The following is a 25,828-nucleotide window of genomic DNA, read 5'->3' on the forward strand; positions in this document are numbered from 1 at the left end:
TACGAGCTGGTGCCCCAGGAGTACCTGAAGCAGGCCGGGGACGCCGATATCACGGCCAAGTACCTGGCCGAGCACTTGAAGGTTGACTGGTACCAGTCGGCCACCCGGAACCCGGCCAAGGCCGACGCCGCCGATAAGGACGTGTACGCCCAGCGCACCAACGGCATGAAGCTGGTGGTGGAGAAGGTGGAAGACTACACCATGCCCGACTACGGCGGGGCCATGATCTACAACAACACCTTCAACGGCACGAACCGCGAGGACGGCCGCTACTTCGCCAACCTGAACCCGCGGGCCACGAATGTGAGCCAGACCACTACCTTCACTCTGTACAAGATCCACTGGGTGCCCGAGGACACGGCTATCGTGGAGAGCGATGACGTGGCCGTGGCCGAGGCGGACAAGGAATCTACCGACGCCGGCGAGCAGGGCGGCTCCATCGTGGACGAGGATATCGCCTACGACCGCCCGGTGGACGACCTGATGCCCGACCAGACCCGCATGGAGGTGGGCGACCGCATCGAGCTGTCCTTCGACGTGTACGCCTCGGTGGACAACCTGCCCCAGGTGTACATGCAGAACAAGGTGACCGGCAACATCGGCACCACGGGTCTGGAGCCGGCCTACTTCCCGCGTGTGGGCGAGTACTACTATCGCGACTACGTGGACGCTTCCTACAGCTGGACGGGCCGCATCAACCCGCTGCGCTATACCACGGGCACCGACCACGTGTACAACTTCGCCGGCGCGCTGCAGTTCAAGACCGATGACGTGCTGATGGACATGGACTACCTGATGCTGGACTCGGCCTTCACCGGCGATGTGGCCGAGCAGACTGACAAGTGGGAGATGTTCGACGGCTCCTACACCTATATTCCCGGCGAGGCCACAAGCCAGTTCCACTACAACGGCTACGCTACCACCAACGACAACTGGGGCTATAGCGGCAACGGCCTGAACTATAGCTCGGCCCAGCTGGCCGGCAGCGGGGCCACTGACAGCTACAGTGCCGGTTACTTAAGTGATACCGACATCAAGCAGGCCAACAACAAGCAGGTAGTGCGCTACACCCCCTGGCCCCAGACGGGCACCGTGGGCGGCACCGGCGGCAAGCTGCCGAGCAACGTGCACTTCCTGTGGTGGCACGACCACAACGACAGCGCCTACAACAATAACAGCGATTCCGATACCTTCGACGCCACGGGCTCGTCGCGGTGGGCCATGAACACCGACGGCGGCAGTGCCCTGGCCACGGGCTACCGTTACGTGCGCGACTGGTACCACTACGTGACCAAGGCCCGTACCCTGGGCCACGGCGCCCAGCTGGCCGACGGCTCGGGCACTGCCACCGAGTACGGCACCACCCAGAACGCCGATGGCGAGACGGTGTCCAACGGCATCGTGGAGAAGCGCTGGGGCTCCGAGACGCCGCTGGTGTGGTCGGAGACGCGCCTGCATATGCAGAAGGCCTGGCTGGCCACCTCCAGCCGCTTCATCAGCGGTGCCACCACGGCCATGACCGACACTAACGGCAATGCCGTGGCCACGGGCGTGGCCAACTACGAGGCCCAGCGCAAGTACAATTCCGAGGATACCCACGCCGGCTGGACGCCCTGGTGGAACGATTACTCCGGCCAGCGCCTGAACGAGAACCGCGGCGTTATCCTGGGCCAGTACACCACGGCCCTACAGTACAACCAGGACTTCGTGAGCGAGCTTACGGCCTACAACTACGGCGACCGCAATCTGGACGGCGTGGAGTTCACTTACGTGATGCCCCGCGGCGTGGAGCCCATTCTGGACGGCACCGTGACCGAGGTGCCCAAGGACGATACGGTGCTCGACCAGGAGGAGCCCGAGTACAAATCGACGCTGACGGTGCATTTCACCGCCGAGGATCTGAAGACCCCCGTGGTGTTCAGCGTCTACGGCGTTGACGGCCGCAAGGTGGGCACCTACCAGGCGTGGCCCAACCAGGACATCCTGATCACCAGCGACCATGTGGTGCAGAACACGGGCTCGGGCGACGGTTCCGGGGATGAGGGCGACGGCAGCGGCGACGCTGGCTCCGAGGGCGACGGCTCCGACGGGGACGCCGACGGCGACGGGGGCGACGCCGATGTCGACCTGCCCGGCGGCCCCTCGACGGCCAAGCCCGTCACCTTCGAAGAGGGCGACTACTGGGTCGTCGTGGAGAAGGTGGGCACCACGCCCGAGGGCCTGCCCTTCGAGACGAAGGAATACGAGTACAAGACCATCGACGAGAACAACCAGGTGGTCACCAACACCACCCTGTGGCCGCCGCGCAGCTTCCACGTGGTGTCCCATGACCGCATGGTGTCGAAGAACGACGGCGAGGGCGTTACCGTCGATCTGTCGGGCGTGACCAAGGAGGAGACCCAGAAGGTGTACTCCGCCGACGGCACGAATCCCACCCGTCTGTCGAAGCTGGTGGGCGATGCTGCCGCGGGCCAGGAAGTGGTTACCCTGGGCACGACCACCTATATCGTGGACGAGGAGAACGGCAAGTACGTGGCCTGGGAGGGCGATGCCACCAACAAGGCTGTGGAGATCGCCACCTATGATTCTGCGAGCGCCTCATCGGTGAAGGCGTCGTGGGAATTCACGCGCATCGAGCTGACGAGCCCGGTGTGGGTGCGCCTGCACGCCGACGGCGCGAGCCTCAACCATCCCGCCAAGGCCGAGATCGTGGATGCCGAGGGCAACGTGGCCCAGGGCACCGACGCCGATGGCAACGCGGTGGCCCTGACCGACCTGCCTGTGGCGGGCGGCACCTGGACCGGCGACGACGGCTGGGTCTGCCTGGGCAACCTGCCCCGCGGCCACTACACCGTGTGTTTCACGAGCGGGCCTGAGATGGACGAGGCCGTGGGCGATGGCGGCCGCGGCTACACCCAGGCCGAGCCGCAGGACTTCTACGTGGTGGGCCTCGGCGAGGATAGCCACCGCTTTGAATTCACCGTTGATCACGTGTACACCGAAAGCGCCGTGAGCCTGACGGTGAACGCCCGGGCCGCCGACCATGCGGCCGAGGTGGTGCTGAAGACCGAGAACGGCGAGGTGGTGGATCCGGCTACGGGCCAGGTGGCCCCCAACGACGGGGAGAACCCCCTGACCGCCGCCGAGCTTGAGCAGCGGTACAAGATCACCGTGCCCGCCAACAAGGAGCTGACCCTGGCCTCCACCCTGCCGCGCGGCGCCTACTACGTGGAAATGCTGAAGGCGCCGGCCATGGACTTCACCTACACCGAGATGGTGCGTGTGAACGAGGGCGGTACCGAGGTGGAGAAGGAAGTGGAGCGCACCGGCACGTGGGACTTCCTCATGCCCGATCCGTCGGTGGCGCGCCAACGCTTCGAGTCCGACGGCCACGGCAAGGCCGTGGCGCTGACCATGGATTGCGTGCTGGACGACCAGCCGCCGCGCCTGGTAGAAGGCCGTGCCGTGGTGCGCATCGACGTGACCGGCGAGGAGGCGAGTGCCGCCGATCCGGCCGCCTCCGTGACCTATCGCTTGGCTTCGGTGACCATGGAGGGCGAGGGCGATGACGCCCAGGCCACAGAAACGCTGCTGACGCAGAACAAGTCGCTGCCCCTCGGCCGCATGGCCGTGGTGGACAACCTGCAGCCCGGTACCTATCGCCTGTACTTTATGCGCTCTTCGAAGTTCATCGGCGAGGGCGGTCAGGAATTGATGTACGTGATGCCTACCGATCCGGTGGAGTTCACCGTGGCCGATGGCCAAAGCTGCGTCACCCTGCCGGCCGTGACCCTGACCGAGACCACCGCTTGGGCGGAAGAGGGCGATCCGGCGGCCCCCGAGGGCGAGCCGAGTGTGACGGGCTTTACCGCAGAGCTGGCCCGCGCCCTGGGCGACGGGGTGGCCGAGGTGCTGAACGAGGCGTCCGCCAGCTGCGCGGGCTTCGTCTCGCTGCCCACGGTGCCGCTTTCTGTAAAGGCAGCTCCCGAGCTGTTCGACGTGACCGAGGGCGCCGCAGTGCAGCCTGCGGCCGCGGGCGCGGCGCCGCTGACGGCCGATCTGGCGGGTGCCGGCGCCGGCGTCGCGCCGACCGCGACCGATGAGGCGGTGCCGACCGCCTCTGAGCGCCCCGAGCCGGTGAACGGCGAGTTCTTCGACGATGCCACCCAGGCCGAGATCAACGCGGCCGTGAATGCCGCCAACGACGAGGCCCTGCCCGCGGGCACCGGGGCGGCCGATGAGGCGACCGGCGCCGACGAGGGCGCCGCTGCGGAGGCCGAGCCCTACCGGGCCGATGATATGGTGCTGTACGCCGATACCGCCGACGAGGGCACCGCGCCCTCCGAGGGCGGGGTGGACATCAGCGCGGCCAATCTGGACGTGCTGGCGGCCCAGATCAAGGCGGGCGCCCGCGCCTACCTGCTGAAGAAGACCACCACGGTGGGCGGCAACTATTCTCAGGATCCGCAGCTGAACACCGAGTGGATCGACATCACCAAGCTGATGGACATCGAGGTGCTGCAGACGCCGGCGGCCGATACCAACAAGGGCTACTACGCGCCGGCGGCCTACCAGGATCCCGCCCGCGCTGGTGTGGCCGCTACGGCCAACACCGCCACGTCCACCTACTCTTCGGTGCCGGTTGATACTGCGGCCAGCGGCGTCACCAACCAATCCGAGGCCTACCGCGACAGCTCCCAGCCCTGGGTGCTGAAGGTGTCCGTGAAGCAGGAGCTGGGCAAGTGGTTCGGGCGTGCCATCGACGGTGCCCCCGCCAACCTGACCGATCCCGACGTGGTGAACGCCACGGGGCTCACGGCCGAGGAAGTGGAGGCCATCCAGGCGGCCTTGAACGACGGCGGCTATCAGATCAAGGTGAACATTCCGTCCCACGTGTTCGGCAACAACGAGTCGGAGACCTGGTACGACCGCGTGATGACCCGTCCGTTGGATCTGCGTTCCGCCGCCAAGCCGGGCCAGGACAAGCTGGCCGGCCAGGAGCCGTCGCTTTCCAGCGCCTACTATCAGATCTTCGATTACGATCACTACGAGGGCCTGAACCGCACCCGCGGAAGCGCCAACAGCACCTGGCATATGCAGCCCTACGGTATGGACTATAAGTTCACCCTGCAGCGCTACTACCGCAACAACGGCGGCGGTAACGAGCAGCAGCTGGCGGGCTCGCCGAACATGCCAGCGGTGAATGGCTTTACGGTGCAGAACAACACGGTGCGCCTGACCGACCCCGCCGACCGCGACACCGTGACCGACGTGATGGGTACGGCGGCGGCCAACCTCGATTTCTGGAAGCGCGCCTACAAGGACGCCACCGACGACAGCGGCGCGGTTCTGTACGCCCAGACGGGCACCCAGGCCGTGATGCGCAAGCCGGTGGTGCGCGTGTGGAACACCATCAGCCTGCCCGACGTGCTGACCGATGCCGTGGTGGATGGCGAGGGCACCGAGATGGCCGGCACGGTAACCGATGGCGTGGGCAAGGACTCGGCCAACTACTATCTGGAGGCCGAGACCGACACGCGCCAGGTGAACGTGCATGTGGAGAACCGCTTCTGGTGGGACGGCTATGCCCGCCATTACGCCAACGACCGCGATTACGGCGGCTATGTGATCAACGAGAACCGCTGGGCCACTTATTCTGTGGCCGGCGGCCAGATGGGCGACTTGGTGCTGCCCGTGGTGACGGTGGTTTTGCCCTACGGCGTCACCCCGGTGCACCGCACGACGCGCCAGCCCTACGGCCAGTGGCCCGATACGCCCCAGGAATTCCTCTACGAGGATTGGGACATCGCCAAGTCGGAGGGCGCCACCCGGGGCAATCCGGGCGGCGTGAACCAGAACGAGCGCCGCGCCTGGCTGGAGGAGAACTTCACCGCCACGGTCACCTACGAGCGCGTGACGGCTGACGAGACCCAGTACCCGGCGGCCGACATCAACAACGAGGAATACCGCTTCGTGGTGCGCTTCATCCCGAAGGGCAACGACCTGAACGGCGACCCTGAAACTGAGCAGCGCATTCGGTCCCATGAGATGGACACCTTCAAGTTCAGCGTGGCCATGTCCACCGAGCCCGAATGGAACGAACAGCCCGCGCACAGCGAGGCCTCGCGCGCCACCGAGAGCATCCGCACCTATGTGTCCAGCGCCATGACCGGCTATAAGGCGCTTACCGACGATGCCATCACGGCGGGCGGTATCGCCGACCCCTATACCGTGGGCGCTCCGGCCCGCTACCGCGGCGCCGGCACGAGCCGCGACCACGATCAGCGCCTGGATGCCGTGTCGGCAGCCTACATGACCGCGGCCAACAGCAACGGCAACTGGAACAATGTGGTGTGGCGCACGACGGACTACCTGTCGATCACCGCGTACAACGACGTGCACGGCTCGGCGGCCTACCGCTTCCAGTGGGAATACGACAACGTGTTCCCGGGCTCCTACGCGTCCGATTGCTGGAACAGCCACCGCAGCCATCATTACCATAGCTTCCAGAACATCACCCGCCTGCCCTACAACTACTACAACAGCGGCACGGCCACCAACGACCAGGTGCAGTACACGCATCTGCTGGGCTACTTCGGCAGTTACACCGAGAACAGCGGCACCAAGCGCTCGGGCGGCACGCTGGTGCCCCTCACGGGCGCCACGGGCAACAAGGGCCTGAACATCTCCGAGTTCAACTGGCGCACCCAGTACGCCCTGTCCGAGGAGACCACCAAGCGCTTGAACTCCACGGCCACGAACATGACCACGGGCCAGACCGACACGAACATTGCCGATGCGAAGACCGAGCCCTTCGGTCGCCGCGGCGTGGACGATGCGGGCAACCCCACCGTGACCCAGGCCACCCATATCGACGGCGGCGTGTTCGCGGCGAACAAGATGCGCCTGAAGACCCCCACGCTGGGCTCGGCCATGGAGATCGAGACCGCTCCGGCCGACCGTCCCCAGGACGGCACGGTGTCCGACAGCGCCCACAGCACCACGGGCAAGGGCGCCTCGGAGGGCGCGAAGCTGACTCAGGACGGCGATCCGTTCCAGTACGACGACGAGGTATGGCTGGCGGCCACCCTGAAGAACCAGAGCACCAAGGACCAGGGCGCCAACAACGCCGCTTCGGGCCAGCAGGGCAAGGAAGGCGCGCTGCAACACGCCAAGCTGGTGTTCTCGCTGTACCTGCCGCAGCAGGTGACCTTCTACGACGAGGCCCTGCTGAGAAACCTCGGCGAGGACGTGAACGGCGCCAACTACGAGAAGCTGCTGACCGACTACGTGGGCGATAACTACTCGTTCTACATCGAGCGCACCTATAAGGACCGCCATACCGACACCGGTGTGACCACGGGCACCAAGACCGTCTTCGACGAGTTCACCGGCTCGGCGAAGTTCCCCAAGCGCTCGCAGCAGCAGACGAAGTACGAGCGCCTGACGCCCAAGCAGCTGGTGGAGGCCGGGTGGACCCTGCGCGTGCGCGTGCAGCCCGACTACGACGCCGACGGCTACGTGCAGAAAGACTACGCCAAGGGCGATGTGGACGATCTGGACGATCTGCCCCAGAGCCCCGATGTGAAGCAGCGCATCCACGGCGGTGAAGTGGTGGTGTTCGAATTGACGCCGCCCGATGATGCCTCCGACCTGGAATTCGTGAAGCATCCCAGCATGCTGTCGGCGTTCTGGGACAACGTGCGGGCCGACGGCTACGTGGGCCCCGGCGACTCCATCACGCTGAAGGTGCGCACCCGCATCGACAACGTGGGCGATGAGGAGTCGGCCCTGGAGGGTCTGACCGACGCCGACGGCGATGCGCTCGGCTATGCCCAGCAGTTGGAGGCCATCCGCACGTGGAGCGCCGAGGCCTCCAAGGCCTACTTCGCCACCGAGAATCAAGATGCCTCCTGGCTGCCCCAGGCCACGGGCTGGTCCCACACCTTCGACGAGGCGGTGGACGTGACCATCGTGGACGATGCCGATGCCACTTCGCAGTTCGTGAAGGGCGACATCCGCCTGACTCGCGACGATGCGGCCACCATTTACGTAGTGAACCGCGACGCGGAAGGCCGTATCGTCTACGACGCCGAGGGCAACCCCACTTTCACGCCCATCCTGGATGCGCTGGGCGCGGCCACGACGTTCACCTTCGAGGCCGGCGAGACCTACCTGAAGCCCACCGTGGCCGTCGACTCGGTAACTTCGCTGGGCACTGACTGGTTCAACAGCCAGTCGCCCTCGTACTTCCAGTGGGCCGCCGGCAGCGTGCTGGTGGACGACAAGCTGTCCCACATTGACCCGGACACCGGCGAAGTGGTGCCCGATGTGGACTACGACCGCGACCATAAGGACACGAGCGGCGACGAGCGCCAGAAGCTGGTGGTGGACGAGAACGGCGATGCGGTGCCGGGCGAGGACGGCGAAGACCAGTACGTGTCCGTGAACCGCGGCTTCCCCGAGCGCCATCTGGCCAGCGTAAGCGGCACCTTCGACATCCGCAAGCCCTCGGCCAGCGTGCGCGCCGACACCGGCGCCGTGCGCTCGCCCACCGACGACTCCAATGCCATCGACTCCACCCAGTCTGGCTCCAACGACCTGTACGTGACCCAGGCCATCAACACCGGTGCCGCGGTGAACAGCTTCATCGTGGACTGGCAGGTGCCGCTGTGGGCCTTGGGCTCGCAGTCGAGCGAGAACGCGCCGCTGAACTCCATCTCCACGCCCGTGGGTCGCGTGACGCCGTCCATCACCTCGGTGAAGAGCGGCGTGTGGGAGATTCCCGGCACCTATAAGTGGGAAGTTACCAACCCGCGCACGGGCGAGACCTACGATGCCGGCGAGGGCATCCACTACTACGACGACAAGGGCAAGGAAGTGGGCGCCTGGCGCGTCAGCTTCAAGAACACCAAGCGCATCGACGGCGTGACCCATTACCGGTACTTCATCGGCACCGGCGAGGAAGACTACGCCGTGGAGTACGAGACCGAGGCCGACGGCACCACGAAATACGAGAAGGACGAAGCGGGCAAGCTGATTCTGGACGACAACGGCAACCCGATCCCTGTGGTGAAGTACGAGGGCGACGGCAAGACGCCGATCTACCGCTACGTCATCGCCGCCAACGCCCGCCGGGTGCCCGTCACCTTCGACGAGACCGACCCCGAGCAGACCAAGAACCTGACGCCCGAGCAGATCGCCGCGAAGAAGGCCGAGGCTGAAGAGGCCGCCGCCAACCGCGCGATCGAGGAGAAGCTGTGGGTGTTCGTGTACGTGCGCCGCAACGTCACCGACACGAAGACGGCCAACAACGGCTACGTGGAGCAGAACGCCAACTTCTATCAGGATCGCGAGAACTTCGCGAAGCCCGGCACCGACGCCGACCGCGACTATTTCAACGGCGAGGACGACACCTACGACTACAATACCGCTGATGAGAAGAACTTCCGCTGGACGCTGGTGGGCTATGCCCGCGTCAGCGACAAGAGCAACCGCACTTTCACGAACCTGGGCACGGGCGGCCAGGTGCGTCAGGTGCGCTGGGTGGTGAAGGCCTGCGACACCGCCCAGGTGAACGGCACCACCATGCCCGTGGACGCCACGGGCAAGCCCATCGACGCCGCGGCCGTTACGGCCTCGGTGAACCGCACCCGCCAAGTGGTGGTGGATGACAGCCTGGCCCAGGAGGTGCCCGTGCCCACGGGCTTCCGCCTGGCCGTGGATGCCGATCCCTATACCGCCGAGGTGGAGATGCCCGACGACGTTGACCCCACGCGCAGCAACACCGCCTGGGCGATGCAGCGCAGCTTCGAGGACGGCCTGGACATCGATAAGTCTATCCTGTACCGCTATGTGGAGCGCAACCTGGGCAACGTGAGCAACCTGGATATGAGCCAGGTGAAGCGCATCGGCCCCCACAAGCTGTCGTTCTTCGGCGAGGAGATCACCACCCGCCTGGGCTGCAGTATCAACCACGTGGAGCCCGAGACGCGCACCACCACCGACGCGAGCGGCGCCCCCGTAACCTATACGGTGTATGTGTGCAAGGACTGCAAGGAAGAGTACTCGGAGGAGGCCTACAAGCGCTGGCAGGCCGAGGGCGCGAGCGGTGCAGAGAAGGAATGCTGGACCCGCACCATGCAGGGCAACCTGATTATCGAGGCCCTGACGCCCATGCGCCAGACCGGTTCGTCCATGCCCGACTCCATCACCGACAACGCCGCCATGATCCACGGCAGCGCCTTCATCACCGAGCTGCCGAAGATCCAGATCGACCGCAGCGCCCAGCCGCTGTACAGCGTGGCCCCTCTTTCGGAGCCGGCTGACAAGGATGCGGTGAACCTGCTGGTGGACGAGGGTACCGACGAGCGCATCGTGGACGCGGTGTCCGAGATGTTCACCGTGGACTCGGTGAACTACGTGCCCGCTGCCGATGGTGACGAGACGGCGGCAGCCGCGGCGGCCGCTCCTGCGTCGGCGGCCCCGGCGACCCTGGCGGCGGCGCCCGGCGCAGCCCTGATGGGCGCGGGCGCGGCTCCGGTGGCCGAGGGCGGCGCCGACCCGCTCGACGGCGACGGCGACGCCGACACGGTAACGTTGGCCTACCATGCCAACGGTGGTACGGGCACCCCGCCCGCCGCCCAGACCGTGACCACGGGCGAGGCCGTCAGCGTGGCGGCCGGCACCGGCCTTTCGCGCAAGGACTACCTCTTCAACGGCTGGAACACCGCAGCCGATGGGTCGGGCCTTGCCTACCAGCCCGGCGACAGCCTGAACGTGGGGGAGAACATCACCCTGTACGCCCAGTGGAAGCACGAGCCGAAGCCCATCAAGATCACCTTCAACTCCAACGCGCCGCGCGGCGAGATCACCAACAGCGAGGACCCGAGCAACAGTTTGGCCCTGAAGGAGAACTACGTGGTGGACGCCATGTCCTACCAGGACTTCGCGCTGCCGCTGAATCGCTATGCCCGCGTGAACTACACCTTCGCCGGCTGGAACACGAGCCAAGATGGCCTGGGTACCTGGTACAGCGACAAGCAGGTGGCCCAGTTCCAGGGCGACATCACCCTGTACGCCCAGTGGTCCCAGGGCTCGGTGTCCGACTCGGTGCACGTGAACCACTTCGCCACGGCGGTGCCGCGCTACGACGACACGAAGTACGCCGAGTTCGAGCGTGCCCGCGCTGGCTTCTTCCGTTCCGACGAGAAGCCCACCATTAAGATCGACGTGGCCCAGTGGTACTTCACCGGCACCGCCTCGGAGGGCTACAGCTGGACGAGCAAGAATATCAAGCTGGATCCCGAGGACTCGCTGTTCATGCGCTACGAGATCAAGCTGTACAACATCAGCCAGTCGCAGCTGCGCATGCTCGGCTACAACGAGGACGCCTTCCCCACTGATACGGCCACCAACCCCGAGCTGTCGGCGCTGCTGCCCCGTATCCAGAACTTCGGCCCCACGCCGGCCACCATGTTCGATAAGCTGCCGGCGCTGAACGCCACCCAGAACGCGCGCTTGGCCCAGGCGGCCGAGATTCGCAAGTTGTCCGAGGAACTTGCCTCTATGGCCCAAGGCTACGTGCCCTCGGAATGGAAGTGGAACCCCGTGGACATGGATCCCGAGGACATTGCCGCGGGTGCCGTGCCCGGCGTGGACGCGAGCGATACCGAGCGCCGCGCCTTCGTGACCAAGCTGGAGGCGCTGATCGCCAAGTTGGAGGCGATCGACATCATCGGCGGCGACCAGGTGCCCACGGCCAGCAAGGAGACGGTGGACAATATCAGCGCGTCGGTGGCTGCCCAGATAAAGGCCCTGCGCGGCTTCCAACGCGCCACCTATGACGAAGAGGGCAACCTGGTCACGCCCGAGCACTACGACATTACGCTGGTGAAGCCGAGCGACGTGGTCACCACCTCGGCTACCATCGCGGCCCAGGCCAACTCCTTGGAGACTCAGGTGTCCGACGAGCGCCCCTACTCGCGCGTGCTGCAGTACGTCCCCTATACCCAGATGCTGGCCACCGATGCCAACGGCAAGGCCACCAACCCCCTGAACGTGGACTACCAGCATCGCCCCACGAGCGCCACTTCGGTGGATGCCAAGCCCATGAACACCCAGGTGCCGCTGTGGTCCTACCGCCTGGTGAAGTTCCGCGAGTACGAGATCGAGGAAGAGACGGGCTACCGTACCGAGAAGGGTCCCCATGGCGAGACCTTGGACCGCTTCGGCAATCCGGTGGAAGACGAGTCTGTGAACTCCACGGTGTACTTCGTGAAGAACCACGATGCCGCTACAGGCACCATGGCCGACGTGGTGGCCGCCAATGGCGCCACCATCACCCTGCCCGAGTGCTCCTTCACGCGCTACGGGTACAAGTTTATCGGCTGGAACACCGTCAGCGACGGCTCGGGCACGATGTATCAGCCCGGCGATGCCTACCAGGTGCCCGATACGAGCGCGGGCCTGTTCGCCCAGTGGGAGCTGGACGAGGCAGTGCAGTCGCAGGTGAGCTTTGACGCCAACGGGGGCGCCGGCGAGATGGAGGCCATGCTGTACGCCAACGGCTCGGTGGTGGTGCTGCCCTTCTGCACCTTCACGGCCCCGGCCGGGTATACCTTCGATGGGTGGAACAGCCGCGCCGACGGCACCGGTACCGCCTACGATCCCGACGAGGCCTTCACGGTGCCCTCGCTGTCGCTGACCCTGTACGCCCAATGGAAGGCCGAGGGTGCCGCTGACCCCGCGTCGCGCGCCCGCGCCGCCGCCCAGGCGGCCGATGCGGCCGACGCGGCCGACGAGGATGCCGTGTTCGCCTTGGGCGACGGAGGCGAGATCATGACGCTTTCCTCCGATGCCGTGCGCGAGAGCGACGGCGACGACGAGGGCGACAAGAAGGTGTATCTGGCCGGCAGCTTGACCGAGTACGACGACATCCTGTTCGGCGCCGACGGCAAGCAGCCTATCGACGACACGGCTGCGGCCATCCGCGACACCAGCCTGTCGGGCACGAGCAACGCCGGCGGCACCATCCGCGCCTACGGCGGCTCGACCATTTCCGGTGCCGACCAGTTCTCCTACCTGTATCCCAACAGCGCCTTCACCGACAACGTGACCGGTTCGGCCACCACCAACACGCGACGCTCGCTGGTGTTCAGCTTCGCCGGCGCCAACGGCGACCGCGGCACGCTGAACCCGGGCGAGGCCCTCATCGTGGACTTCATGATGCAGTTCGATGAGAACCGCAACGCCACCACCGACTCGGGCACGGCGCTGGTGATGCAGGCCTATGCCGACAAGGCGGGCAGCTACGAGTTCTACGACTACCCCTTCACCACCCTGGATGCCAGCGGCCGCTTGCAGTACTACACCAACGAGATGCTGAACTCGTCGGACTCCACGGTGAACAAGGACTCCTCCTACCGCTCCGACCTGTCCGACGGCAACGGCAACGGCGACTCCTCCGAGACGCTGCTGCGCATCGACGCGCCTTCCGTGGGTTGGAAGGAGAACGACGATGTGAAGCAGGATAAGCAGGTGGTGCCCCACTACACCGACGAGATGTTCAAGTACCGTTCGGGCACCGCGGCGGTCACCGAGGGCTCGAGCTACCGCTGGTGGCTCATCGACCAGTACGCCGGCAGCAGCGCCGCGTCGGCGCTGATGTACAAGCACGCCACCTTCGTGGACCGCCTGCCCGAGAAGGACGATTACGAGGCCTCGACCTACGATTCCTCGGGCGACGTGTACAACCTGCGCCAGTCCCAGTGGTCGGGCTGGCTGAAGGATCTGGACGCCATCAAGGCCTACTACACCGACACCACGGTAGACGATGCCACCCAGAACCAGGTGGGCATGTACGAGATTCGCACCAAGGACGAGGTGGATCCCATCACCGGCGTGATGAACCCCAAGCAGGTGGATGTGTGGCTGGGCCCGCTGAAGGTGGAGCGCAACACCGACGGCTCTATCAGCAAGCTGTCGCCGGCCTCGCCGGCCGATAAGGTGCTGCCCGTCGACGAGGCCCGCGCCTACGCCAAGGCCAACGGCTACGATTGGGGCGAGGACGAGTACGGCGAGTTCGTCACCCGCTGGGTGACGGCGTACTCCACCACCGACCAGATGGACGAGAAGCTGGTGGATTGGATTCACACCAGCAGCAATATCGAGGCCAACGCCGGCGTGAACGCATCCAGCTTCGCGAAGTGGTCGGCCACGGCCCGCATGGCCAGCATCAATATGGTGAACCTGAACGACCTGAAGGACTACGTGAAGGCCCATCCCACCGAGGCCGACGAGCTGACGCGCTCCATCGGCATGCTGTGGACCCGCGTGGTGGACCAGAAGCTGCACCTGATGGAGAACAGCGGGGATGTGCGCATCGCCTTCGAGATGCACGCGCCGCTGAACCTGCCCAAGTTCCTGGGCAGCGCCGGCTCCACCTACAAGTCCATCGACGGCATCAACATGGAAGAGGCCACGCCGCTGCAGAAGTACCTGTACCAGACGAGCCAGTGGAACACCTTCCTGTCCATGGTGGACTACCGCACCGGCCCCACGGGCATGACCTATAAGAACAAGGAGCTCGAACAGGCCGGCGTGTACATCGACGCGCCCGAGGGCTACGGCTATTTGGGCAGCTACGTGTGGCTCGACGACAACTGGGACGGCCTGACCAACGACACCGACGGCGAGAAGACCACCGACTTCTTCGGCAACGAGACCACCTACCACAAGGGTGTGAACGGCCGCTACATGCTGTCCAACGAGCGCACGGTGGACCCCGAGACCGGCGAGGTGAAGTACACCTACGACGGCGGCCAGGACACCCGTGCCCTGTTCCGCGACTTGAATCACGACGACGTGAAGGAAGACCCGGGCATCAACGGCGTGAAGGTGGAACTGCTGAACGAGTACGGCATTCCCGTGAACCGCAACGGCGAGGCCGTGGTGCAGGTGAAGGAGTCGAAGAACTCCGACAAGCTGATCTGGGTGAAGGCCAATCCGCAGACTGGCTCGGCCCTGTTGAACGTGTACGGCGGCTACGATCTGGCTTCCACGAACGAGGACATCGATCTGGGCGCCTACGTCTACACCACCGAGAGCGACTACTACAACAACCGCGGACACTATATGTTCTCGATGCTGAAGCCGGGCAAGTACCGTCTGCGCTTCACCTTCCCGCAGGCCTACAGCCACTATGCGCTCACTACCAAGCGCATCGGCGCGAGCGAGGTGCCCGTAACCGATAAGCTGGGCACCGAGGTGGGCGGCACGCAGGATGCGAGCGCGTACATGCAGGTGGAGCGCAAGAACGGCATTATGACGGCCACCTCCGACGTGATCACCGTGGACGCCATGGAGTACAACGCCGATGCCTACGAGGCCGGCTCGCCCAAGACCGGCAACGAGATCTACGACGCGAAGATGACCAGCTACAACGTGGGCATCGCCATGCCGGTGACCTACACGGGCGTGGCCTTCCGCGACGACAAGCTGGCCGGCTACGAGGAAATGGAAGAGGATCCCGACTTCGGCGACGGCAACGGCGATGGCAACGGCGATGGCGACGGCGAGGGCGAGGGCGAGGGCGGCGACAATCCCGGCGACATCTTCGGGAAGTCGGCTACGGCTGAAAGTGTGGCCAAGCTGAATGCCATGGTGGAGACCGGCGCGGTGGGCCTCGACGGCGTGGTTGGCGCAGGCGACGGGGCTGCGGGCGACGCGGCCGACCCGAACGTCGCGGCGGCGGCCGAGGCGGGCATCATGCCTCTGGCCCTGACCCCGGACAACGCGCCCGAGGTGGACAAGGCCGCGGGCGAGGCTGACTACTTCATCATGGTGGACGGCAAGAAGACCCTGAATCTGGACAAGATGGTGGAGCTGGACGGCTCGGTGGATCCCGAGCTGATCGACGGCGTGCTGGACTGGGTGAACGTTGACCTGGACGCCGACAACCCGCTCACTTCGGATTCCGATGCCGTGACGGCTCTGCCGGTGAACGAACTGCGCCTGAAGAACATGGAAGTGTCGGTGCAGGTGTACAACGAGCAGGACAAGACCTGGAGCCAGGCCTACGATGCCGACGGCAACCGCGCCGTGGTGCAGACCGACAACGACCTGTACGTGCGCGCCAGCGACAACGAGAACTGGCAGCGCGCCTTCGACGACGCCGGCAATAAGCTGGTGGCCGTGGAGGACTACGACACCCTGCAGTGGAAGTGGGAGCCCCGCGTGAACGCCGACGGCACGTCGGTGGAATCCACGGGCGCCTTCACCTTCAAGCTGGAGCCGGGACACCTGTACAAGATCGTCTGCAAGGACATGAAGAACCGCGTGCTGAAGCCCTCGGTGATGAACTGGGAGGACAGCCCGCTTTCCCGTCCCGAGAAGAACGTGGAGGACCAGCCCGAGGCCGATCGCGGCACCCTGGCCAACCAGGTGGCCGCCATGTGGGACAACGACCTGTGGCTGAAGAGCGGTATCGCCGAGACCAACAGCTTCCGGGCCGAAGTGCCCACCGTGGGCGGCGGCTCGAACAAGGCCGTGTACGAGGATCCGACCAAGCCGTGGCTGGGCTACAAGGTGTACGACAAGCTGGCCTTAGGCTGGATCGACGGCACCAAGGGCTTCCTCGGCAACTACGTGTGGAACGATGTGAATTACAACGGCGTGCAGGACGATGTGCCCACCGACCTGGTGAAGACCATCGGCGTGGGCCAGGTGACCGTGACGCTGGAGCAGTACTACTGGCTGCCCGACGATGCCGATCCCGACAACCCGAACGGCTACGACCCGGGCAAGCCCGGCCTGGACGGCACCGGGCACGGCCGGTGGGTGCTGAACGATCTGGAGTACAAGACGGCCCGCACCTCCAATGCCGGCAGCTACGTGTTCAAGGGCGTGTCCACCTACGTGGCCGACCCGAACGCGCCCAAGACCGTGCGCGAGGAGGACAAGGCCAAGTACCTGGCCGGCTACCGCGTGCGCATCGATCGCGACAACCTGAAGCTGGTCACGCGCGATTGGGGCTTAAGCCTGCGGAATACGGCCAAGAACCTGATCACGGGCGAGTTCGATGAGGAACTGGACTCGGATGCCAATATGGGGGCCGTGAAGGTGACCAACCCCGATGGCACCGACTACCTGAAGAACGGCAAGCCGGTGTACGCCTACTACCTGAACGAGCTGGATTCCGGCGCGCTCACCTCGCCCGGCTTGGGCGGGGGCACGCTGCCCATGACCGGCGGCCACGACGCCGATGTGTCCTTCGATCAGATGATCGTGGTGGCCGGCGAAGTGAAGAGCCCGGACGCTGAGGGCGTGGTGACCGAGAACGTCCGCCTGGTGGCGCGTAAGAAGGGCCTTTTCGACGAGGGTGCCGGCTACGACCTGGGTGCTGCCCAGCGTATCGAGCACTGGGACGTGGGCCTGGTGGAGGTTCCCCGTTCGTCTATCACCGGCACGGTGTGGAACGACGAGAACTACGACGGCATCATGGACGAGGACGAAGCGGGCCTGGTCGGCGAGACCGTGGCCGTGGAGCAGTACTACTATAAGGATGGCACCTGGGTGCGCAACGACCGCTTCGGCGACGACGAGCGCACGAGCGTGCGCGCGAACTGGAAGACCGAGGTGCGCAAGAACGTCCAGGGTATCGACGAGACCTGGTGGCTGCGCGAGTACACCGACGCGGCCGGCCAGAAGGTGCCCGTGGAGATGAAGGCCGAGACCGATTCCGACGGCAATCCGCTGCTGGACGCCGAGGGCAACGTGGCCGAGGGCGCCACCTATCCGTCCGGCGAGACGGCCGAGGATGGTAAGGTGCTCGTGCACACCGACGAGAACGGCGTGTACACTTTCGACAACCTGCCCACGGCCTACACCGACGGCGACGGCGCCCACTACCTGGCCGCCTACCGCGTGGTGCTGGTGGGGCTGCACAGCGACAAGGTGTACGACGAGGACGATCCCACGAAGCTTTTGTACGAGACGCCGTGGATGATGACCCACTATCACCAGGGCGACGATGTGCTGGGTGATTCCGACGTGCGCGACGACCAGGGCCTGCGCCAGACCACCTACCCGGTGATCGGCCGCGAGGTGGAAGGCGCCGACGGTGCGGGCACCACCCAGCTGCGCGCGCTGGACGGCCAGATCATCCTGGCCGACACCGTGAAGACGGGCCGTGAGAACAGCTATCAGCCCTCGCAGATCGAGGTGAATCGCAGCGACGTGTACCAGGACGCCACTGGCACCGTGCTGTACGACTATCTGACCGCGCGCGCCACCGAGGTGCAGGGCGGCGACGTGGGCGAGGTGGCGGTGCCGCGCCGCGAGGTGAACGGTCGCGTGTGGCACGACGAGGATTACGACGGCGTGCAGGACTTCCGCGAGGAAGACGAGCCGGTGCTGGACGGGAACGGCGATGTTGTGGAAGACGCCGAGGGCAACCCGGTCACGCAGAAGGTGAAGGTGTACGACGAGCCGGGCATCGAGGGCGAGGCCGTGACCCTGTCGCAGTGGTACTTCGACCCGGCGGCCGCCGATGGCGCGGGCGCGTGGGTACGCAACGAGCAGTTCTGCCGCGACGGCTTCAACATGCTGGCGGCGGTGGCCACCGATGATTGGGCCGTAGACGAGACCGACGCCGACGCCCTGGCGGCGGCCCTGTCCGACGACGGCTATGTGACCCTGACCACCAACGGCGACGGCGAGTACAGCTTCAAGAACCTGCCGACGGCCTATGTGAGCGCCGACGGCAAGCTGTATTTGGCCAGCTATCGTCTGACCCTGGCGGGCCTGGAGCAGCAGGAAGTGGTTGACCCCGCCACCAACACCGTCACGTCGAAGGTGCCGTGGCTGATGACCCGCTACCATGTGGGCGACGAACTGGAAGCCGATTCCGATTTGGACGACACCCTGGCCGGTACCGAGGCGAGCTACCACCTGCTGGGCCGCGAGGCGGTGGCCGACGGCGTGGCCGCCGGCGTGCGCGCCCAGGACGGCCAGATCATCCTGGCCGGGCCCAAGCCCGACAGCGTGACCGTTGACGGCGCCAAGACCACGCTCGTCACCGTGCCCGAGGCCGATGTGGTCGAGGGCGGCACGGGCTCGGTGCTCTTTGACATCATGCGTGCCCGCAAGGGCGCGACCGAGGCCTACAACGGCGGCGACGCCGGCCAGCTGCCGGTGCCCACCCGCTCGGTGTCGGGCCGCGTGTGGGAGGACGCCAACTACGACGGCCTGCAGGAGGTGACCTACCGCGAGGAGACGGTGACCGACGAGAACGGCGACCCCGTGAAGCGCAAGGTGCCCGTGTACAGCGTCGATGAACCGGGCGTGGAGGGGCAGACCATCACCCTGGAGCAGTGGTACTACGATCCGGCGCGGACGAACCCCGACCTGCCGGCCTTCATGACCGACTACGATGACAGCCTGAACCTGTCGGGCAAGATCGATGCCGCCTACGAGAACCATTGGTTCCGTAACGAGCAGTTCGGTGCCGACATCTACACCACCCTGGACGACGCCGAGCATCCGCTGGTGAGCGACGACTGGGCGGCCGATGCCGCAGCCGCCGATGGCGTGCTGACGGTGAAGACCGACGCCGACGGCCGCTACCAGTTCGACAACCTGCCCACGGCCTACACCGACGATACGGGCAAGCAGTACCTGGCCGGCTACCGCGTGAAGCTGGGTATGCTGAACGACACCGACGAGGGCGCGTGGATGATGACCCGCTACCACGAGGGCGATCAGGCGACGGCGCTGTCCGTGGACTCCGATTTGCCCGACAACCTGGGCATCTCCAAGGACTACCCGCTGATCGGGCGCGAGGAATTCGTGGCCGACACGGTGGAGGGCACCGATGAGAACGGCAACCCCACCACCACGGTGACGCCCAAGCGCTACCTGGGCATGCGCCAGGAGATGCTGGAGGGCCAGATCATCCTGGCCGACCGCACCGACGCGCCGCGGACCGTGACGGCCGAGCAGGCCATCGCGGGCAGCGACTTCGCCAACAACCTGGGAGCCGAGCCGCTCACCTTCGACTGGATGAGCGCGCGGGCCTACGAGGAGGGCTTCGACACCATCGGCGGCGGCGACGCCGGCGAGCTGCCGCCTCCGACCCAGGACATCGTGGGCATCTTCTGGAACGATGCCGACAACGACGGCGTGCAGACCATCGACGAGCTGACGGGCGACCCGGTGCTGTACGGGCCGGCCGACGAGAACGGCGCGCGCGAGCGCGTGGTGATCGACTACGCCACCGACGGCACCATGAAGGCCTACCGCTTTGGCGAGGACGGCCTGCGCGGCGATATGATCAAATACTCCGAGTTCGGCGCCGACGGCAAGCTGTATATCTACGAAAAGGACGACAGCGGCGCCTGGGTGCTGATGAAGCGCACCGTGCACAACGGTAGCACCACCGAAGAGGTGGATGCGATCTACGAGCCCGCCGAGCTGGGCGAGGCCTATCGTGACGGCACGGTGTACGAGGAGCTGGTCAGCGAGGACGGCATCAACAACGCCCGCGTGACCCTGGAGCGCTACAAGTCCGTGGACGGCGTGTGGGTGGAAGACGAGGAATGGGTCGTCGGCACCGATTCCTGGGATGCCTACCGGGCCAACCCGGCCAACACCTGGAACGAGACGCCCACCTTCGACGCGAGCCAGCACGTGCAGTACACGGCGGTGCAGGAGTACTCCGACGGCACTATCCGCGCCGGTGTGTACCGCTTCGAGGACCTGCCCACCCAGACCATGGATCCGGTCACGGGCAAGAAGATCGTCTACGGCTACAAGGTGCGCTACACCGACGCCGGCTACAAGCAGCGCGCGTGGATGATCGCGAAGTACCAGCAGAAGGACAACTTCACTCAGGACTCCGACCTCATCAACTTCAATGCGAATCTGATGAGCGACGGTGAGTACGACGTGCTGTTGAACCGCAAGGACGACAGCTCGGTGCTGGGCAACGTGCACGAGAGCAGTGCCTCGAACAACGACAACCAGGACCTGGGCCTGCTGAGCCTGGACGAGGCCCTGGATCAGAAGAAGGATGCGGTCACCCGGGCCGCGGCAACGCGCGCGCGGATGGCGCCCGGTGCCTTCGCCGCGGTGCTGACCGCTTCGGTGATGGCGGCGGCCGAGGTGGCCGCGCCGCGCGACGCGACGGCGACCTTGGACCAGTACGACTTGGCGGCCGGCTCGGATCGCGCCTACAACGACGCGGCCCTGCTGAAGCAGCCCACGAGCACCATCGAGGGCGTGCTGTTCCAGGACGAGAACTACAACGGCAAGCTGGACGGCACCCCGGCCCGCGGCGAGAAGCGCCTGGAGGGCAAGACGGTGTACCTGCACGCCTGGGGCCTGAAGCTGGTGGCCGACGGCTCGGCGGAGTGCCAGTGCACCACGCCGGCTCAGCCCGGCGACGGTCAGCTGCCGGCTTCGGCCGGGGCTATCGCCGCGACCAACGTGGACGGCGGCCCGGTGGAGATCAATGGTGCGACCTACCATTGGGAGTGGGTGGCTGAGAAGGACGGCACCATCAGCACGGTGACCGACGGCGAGGGCCGCTTCGCCTTCGACGATCTGCCCTCGGCCACGCGCGAGGTGGTGAACGAGGACGCCTACCTGGGCGACGCGTTCAAGCCCTGGTACATGCTGGGCTACACCCTGGAGGTGGAGGGCTCGGCGGCCGACGACGGCGTGCTGGGTCTGCCGGTGACGCGCCTTTTGACCGACACTGTGGTGGACGGCGAAGTGGTGGAGGCTCCCCAGACGGCTTCCAAGGTGCATCGCCCGAGCGACGTGACGGCGCTGAACGATCGCGTGGCCAATAATGCCGGCTACACGACGGGCCGCTACGCCATCACTTTGAACGAGGTGAACAAGCAGACCGATGATGTGACCGTGCTGGACGGCCGTTTGGTGCTGGCCGATGCGGCCACGACCGAGGCCGACGCGGTGGGCGCTACCGATCCGGCCTACTACGTGAATGCCAACGGCATGGCCTTCGACCTGTCCACCACGCGCGATGTCGACTGCATGAACGGCGGCTTCGGTCCCTTTGGTCAGGCGAGCATCTCGGGCGTGGCTTGGGACGATGCCAACTACGACGGTATCCGCAACTACAAGACGTCTCTGGATGTGCCCGAGGGTGAGGGCGACGAGGGCGACGGCCAGGGTGACGGTGCCGACGGGTCGGCGGCTGCGCCTGCCGCGGCTGCGGCGGACGGTGCCGATGAGCCGGCGACTCAGGCCGGCGACGGCGCGGGTGGCGGCTCCGGCGATGCGGGCGAGGGCGACGGGCCCGGCTCCGTGGTGCCGTTGGAAGACCCGCTCGTGGGCGAGACTGTGTACGTGACCCAGGAATACTACGACCCGACGGTGCCCAACGCCGCGGGCGGCGTGGGCCGCTGGGTGCCCAACCCGGCCTTCGGCGACAATCGCGACAAGCCCCAGGTGGGCAACTTGACGGCCACCGACCGCTCGGTCACGGTGCGCTACGTGACGGCCAATACCCAGTACTCCATCGACGGCGGGGCCACCTGGTTCACCGACGAGGAGGACCCGACGGTGGACAACGCGACCGTGTTCCCGTGGCCGGCTGACAACACCGGGCGCTTCAGCGACGGCATGGCCCTGGCCGGCGGCGCCACGCTCAGCATCAAGCCGCTGACCGAGTACGGCGTCATCTGCCGCCAGCAGGCTTCCGACGGCACGTGGTCGGTGAGCGATCCGTTCTACGTGTGCACGCGCGGCCAGTCGAGGCTGGATGCCGTGGCCTTCGCCGACGGCGGCTTGGAGGCCTCATCCAGCACCATCACCTTCACCGAGAAGGAGAACTGGTGGCTGGAGACGGCGGGCTGGGAAGACGCCGATGCCCGCAATGGCTGGGAGTACGCGGCCATTCCCGCCGGCTCTGCGACGGTGCCCGCCAATACCGCGTGGGTGCGCCCCGACGGTACCGGCGTGGTGACCTTGGGCAACCTGGCACCGCGCACTGCCTATCAGGTGGTGGCCCGCATTCGTGCCTACGACGAGTTCGATCTGCCCGTGGTGAAGGGCCAGACGGTGGCTGCGGCTGCCGCGGCGCTGCGTGCCCAGGGTCTGGTGGTGGACGAGGACGCGGTGCGCGAGGAGTACCACGACACGGTGAAGAAGGGCCTGGTCATCGGCACCGATCCCGTTGCGGGCACCTCGATGCGCCCGGGCATGACGGTGACGCTCGTTGTGTCGCTGGGCGTGAAGGAGCCCGAGCCCGAGCCTGAGCCGGAGCCCGAGCCCAACCCTGCACCGGAGCCCGAGCCGGGTCCCGATCCCGATCAGCCGGAGACGCCCGATCCCGACGGACCGGAGACGGTCTCGGTGGTTGCTTTCGGTGCCGGTGCCGCCTTGATGCATCAGGCGGGGCTGCCGCTGTTCGCGGCCGAGGCCTTCGGCGGTGTCTCGTTGTACGCCATGGGCGAGCATGACCAGTTCGGCCTGGCTGAGAACTACGCGCTGACCACGGTGCCCTCGGTGCTGGGCGAGTCGGAGAACTACGAGCCCACCAACGGCAGCGGCCCGCAGGATTCCGTGAAGCCGGCGCCTCCGGGAGCCCGCGCGGTGGAGACCGATCACGAGGGCATCTACCGCTTCAACAACCTGCAGTGCTATGTGCAGAAGGGCGCTGACGGCAAGCTGGTGGGCTACAACGATCGCGGCGCCACCGACGAGGTGCTGCAGACGCGCTACACCGTGTACATGGCCGAGCTGAACAACGGCTATGTGATGTCGCGCTACCACGTGGGCGGCGGTCTGGACTCCGACCTCACCCGCGACGAGGAGACCGGCGCCCTGGTGCTGCACAAGGCCATGACCTACGCCAGCGGCGCCACCATCAACGACGGCCACGTGTACGCGAGCCGCGAGACGTTAAACGGCGGGGTCACGGCCTTCGGTTCCCAGTACGACGATGAGCGTGAGAAGGTGCTGTTCGACGTGCCCGCTCCGCTGGGTCACCGTCTGGACGCCGGTGCCAAGGCGCCGAACCTGAACACCATCGCCGGCATCGTGTGGCGCGACAACAACAACGGCGTGCGCGAGAGCGGCGAGCGCGGCGTGGCCGGGGCCACGGTGCGTCTGACCCGCTACTGGTACGACGTGGACAACGGGTTGTGGGTGTATGACAAGGACTTCAACGAGCGCATCCCCACCGAGGACGAGACCCCGAGCCTCCAGGTGACCGGTCCCGACGGCCGCTACTCCTTCGAGGATCTACCGGCGACCGACGAGATCGTGGTGCGCAATGCCAGCATCGAGGTGATCTACGGTTACCGCGTCCATGTGACCGAGATCCCCACGGGCTTCAGCGTGGCGCCTCTGAACCGCGGCGCCGATACCGAGCTTGATTCCGACCTGGACGAGCGCAACACCCGTATGGTGCCCGAGGGCGATGTGGTGTGCGACGGCCTGATGGTGCTGGCGATGCCGGCCGATGAGGCCGACGCGCCGGAGTCGAAGATCCTCGGCCCCGACGGGGTGGAGTGGTCCACCCTGGGCTCGGTGTCCAGCATGCACAACGACGCCGGCCTGGTGCCCTTCAGCGGGGCCAGCTTCGGCGGCCATGTGTGGATCGACTCCGACAAGGACGGCTTGCAGGCCGAGGACGACGAGCTGGTCGTGGGCAAGGAATTGGTGCTGGAGCGCCAGTCCACCACCTTCGCCGCGGCCGTGGCGGCCGGCTGGATGAGCCGCATCACCGACGGCGTGGCGACGAGCGATCTGGATGTGGATGGCGAGCCGCTGCAGACGACCGATCGCTGGCTGAACATCGGCTGGATCGTGGACGACGATGTGGCCGACCCCGACGAGCCGGGCGCCGACGGCGACGGCGAGGGCGACGGCGATGAGACGCCGGACGGCGCGGGCGACGGAGAGGGCGACGGCGGCGCGGGCTCGGGCGATGGCTCGGGCGCGGGCACCGGTGACGCCGGCGATGCCGGGGCCGATATGGGCGCCGACGCCGATGGCGGTGCGGTCGTCTCTTCGGTGGCTCCGCGGGCCGCGGCAAGCACGGGCAGCGCCGACGCCGACGCCGACGGCGACGATCCGCTGGCGGCCGAGCGCCTGGAGAAGCTGCTGCGTCGCGACATTCCCGACCCGAAGGCCGGGCTGCCGCGTGCTGAGGACGACGGCATCCTGTCTGAGGGCACCTGGGAGATCGTGGCCACCACCACAACTGACCTGGAGGGCAACTACCTGTTCTCCGGGGCGCCCATCGTGGACGAGTACGGGAAGCCCTACGTGTATCGCATTCGCCTGGAGAAACCGGGCGAGGCCGAGTTCGTGCCGCTGAACGCAGGCAAGGACGACAACCTCGACAACGACGTGGCCCACCTGAACCTGCGGGGCGAGGAGGCGCCGGAGAACATGGCGGTGACCGAGACCCTGCCGGTGATCAGCGCCCGCGGCTACGCCGACGCCTACGGCCTGGCCTATCACACGGCCGGGGCCTACGGCTGGACCCGCGCCGGCGGTCACGCCATCGATCCGGGCTACTACGTGGATCCCGATCCGCTGCCCGAGACCGACGGTTGGATCACGCGCATCTTCAACGACTGGCTCACGAAGATCATCCGCGTGCTGCTGCCGCAGACGGGCGATCCCACCTCGCTGGTGCGCCTGGTACTGGCGGCCGTGGCCGGGTTCGCGGCCATGATGCTCATCCTCTCGCTGCTGCGGCGCCGCGAAGAGGAGGAAGAGGCCAAACGCTGGGTGGACATCACCATCTAGTCGCCAGGAGGGGAGGCGCGCGCCTCCCCTCCTCGTT

The 25,828-nt window shown here is 66.3% G+C and carries 1 protein-coding gene (cut by a window edge); it reads left to right on the plus strand.

Features of this window, described 5'->3' with window-relative positions:
* On the plus strand, positions 1-25,791 hold the 3' portion of the coding sequence (locus G503_RS15310) for an InlB B-repeat-containing protein (RefSeq protein ID WP_156892021.1). 14,490 nt of this gene lie to the left of the window's left edge; only the last 25,791 of its 40,281 coding nucleotides appear in the window; its start codon lies beyond the left edge, outside the window; its stop codon occupies positions 25,789-25,791.
* Positions 25,792-25,828 lie beyond the last annotated feature (37 nt).

It is taken from the genome of Adlercreutzia mucosicola DSM 19490, assembly GCF_000422625.1.
GTDB lineage: Bacteria > Actinomycetota > Coriobacteriia > Coriobacteriales > Eggerthellaceae > Adlercreutzia > Adlercreutzia mucosicola.